Origin of the sequence: Alcanivorax sp. UBA3183, assembly GCF_002364155.1 — a bacterium.
Lineage (GTDB): Bacteria > Pseudomonadota > Gammaproteobacteria > Pseudomonadales > Alcanivoracaceae > Alcanivorax > Alcanivorax jadensis.
On the sequence record NZ_DEXN01000044.1, the window covers coordinates 55,627 to 57,957 of the forward strand.

The 2,331-nt window shown below is 62.4% G+C and carries 2 protein-coding genes; one reads left to right on the forward strand and one right to left on the reverse strand.

Annotation, left to right across the window (positions count from 1 at the left end):
- The coding region (locus B3Q33_RS14045) for a CarD family transcriptional regulator (protein WP_286828172.1) at positions 1–1,838 on the reverse strand (1,838 nt) is incomplete at its 3' end.
- 99 nt (positions 1,839–1,937) lie between these two features.
- On the opposite strand from B3Q33_RS14045, the gene B3Q33_RS14050 reads away from it, so the two are divergent.
- On the forward strand, positions 1,938–2,225 hold the full coding sequence (locus B3Q33_RS14050; protein WP_035247234.1) for a DUF6916 family protein: 288 nt from the start codon (positions 1,938–1,940) through the stop codon (positions 2,223–2,225).
- The last annotated feature ends 106 nt before the right edge of the window (positions 2,226–2,331 follow it).

Here is a 2,331-nt window from a genome sequence, read left to right on the forward strand (position 1 = left end):
GCCTGCTGGTCCGGGGTTTCCTCGAAGGGGAAGCCGGCACTGAAGCGCTCGTAATCGGTCATGTCCACGTCGAACTGCTTGCCCTGGCGGGCTTCGCGGCGGGCGTAGGTGTTGAGCAGCTCCGCGGCCACATCGTGGATCTTTTCTGCGGCCTTCTGCCGTGCCTTGCTCCACTGCTCGGTGCCCAGCCGGTTGAGTGGGGCGGTATCGCCGCCGCCGTAGCGGCTGATCAGGTGCAGGGAGGACACCGGCACGTAGAGCTTGTCGCCGCCGGCATATTCCAGTAACAGGAACTCGTGTTGCTGGCGGTCCACTTCCATATGGATCAGGCCCAGATAGCGGCCCACGCCATGCTCCATGTGCACTACCGGGGAGCCTTCGGTGAGCTCGCCCAGGGAGCGGAAGGCCTGCTCGGCGGCGCCGTCGTCGCTGCTGGATTTGCGGCGCCGGCGTTGCAGAACCCGTTCGCCGTAGAGGTCGTTCTCGGTGACTACCAGCAGTTCATGTTCGGGGGCGTAGAAGCCCGCATCCAGCTCGCCGCGGGTCAGGCTCCAGCGCTCTGGCTGGGCGATAAAGTCCGGCCAGTTGTCTTTCAGGGCCGGCTGGATGCCGATTTTCTGCATCAATTCCAGCAGGGCTTCCCGGCGGCCGGCGGTTTCTGCACAGAGCAGAATGCGGGTGTCCGGATGGGCGTCGGAGAAAGTGTGCAGCAGGGCCAGCGGGTTGCTGGCGCGCACATCGGCTGTGAGCGCCGGCATGCTGGCCACGTCGAAGTGAATGGCGTTGTCGCTATCCGCCTGTCGGGCACGGGGGTGCTGTTTGAGAGAAGCTGCCAGTTCTTCCGGGCGCAGGTACAACTTCCAGGGCGTCAGAATCGGCCGGTGGATATCGTGGCGGCGGGATTCATAGCGCTGTTCCACGTCGGCCCAGAAGTGCTCCACGGCGCTCTGGCAGTCGGCTAGCTCCACCAGTCGCACATCGTCGGGCAGGTAGTCGAACAGGGTGGCCATGTTCTCGAAGAACAGCGGCAGGTAGTACTCCAGCCCCGGCGCGGACAGGCCGTCGGACACATCCTGATAGAGCGGCACGCCGCGGGTGTCCACGTCGAAGGTGTCGCGAAAGGCGGTGCGGAAACGGCTGATGCCGTCGGCGCTGAGCGGGTATTCCGCCGCCGGCAGCAGGGTGATGTCATCCACCTTGCCGGTGGAGCGCTGGCTTTCCGCGTCGAACAGGCGCAGGGATTCGATCTCGTCGTCGAACAGCTCAATGCGGAAGGGTTGATCGGCGCCCATGGGGAAGATATCCATGATGGCGCCGCGCACGGCGAATTCGCCGTGTTCGTAAACGTTATCCCGCTGTCGGTAGCCGCAGGACACCAGGCGGCTGCGGGTGGCTTCCATATCGAAGGTGTCGCCCACTTTGAGCATGAAGCTGTTGCCGGTGATGTGCAGTGGCGGGGCCAGCCGCTGCATCAGGGTATTTATTGGCACTACCAGGATGCCCTTGTGACTGATGGGCAACTGGTGCAACACGCGGATGCGATCGCTGATGATGTCCTGGTGGGGGCTGAACAGGTCGTAGGGCAGGGTTTCCCAGTCCGGAAACAGCATTACCGGCGTATCGTTGCCCTGATCCCCGCTACCGGTCAGGTAGAACTCCAGCGAGTCGGCAAGGTGTTGTGCGCGACTGCTGTTGGGAGCCAGCACCACAAACAGATGATCCTGGCTGCGTGCCAGTTCGGCCAGCACGGCAGCCATGCTGCCGCTGTCCAGCCCGGCCCAGTCTTTGTAGTGCTCGCGGCCGGTGGGGAAGAGGCTGCTGTCGGGGAGTAACTTCATTAAGACCCGTGTCCTGCGTGTTCGGTGGGTGCGTATTGTAGCCAAGGGTGACGGTGCCGTCAGTGCCGGCTAGACTGCCGGTCTGATTGGGGAGGATGCATGATTACATTACAACAATGGAAAGATTGTGAAGGACAGGCGTTTACGCTGGAAAATGGCGATAGCCTGACCTTGGCGGAAGTGACGATGCCGATCTCGCCGGAGGGGTGGGAATGTTTCTCCCTGTTGTTTGCGGGGCAGGTGCAATTGGAGCAGGGCGCCACTGTCATGCGTAACGACGTGCTTGGTGAGACATCGGTGTTTGTGGTACCGGTGGGGCCGTTGGGCGCCAGTGATGGTACCTACCATTTCGAAGCGGTGTTCAATCGTCAGGTTGCCAGCGCATAAGCAGGTAGACACCCTTGTCTGCCTGTTCCACAAAGCCCAGCCGCTCATAGAGCCGTCGTGCCGGGTTATTGGTTTCCACGTGAATAGTCAGGGGCTTGCCGGCCCG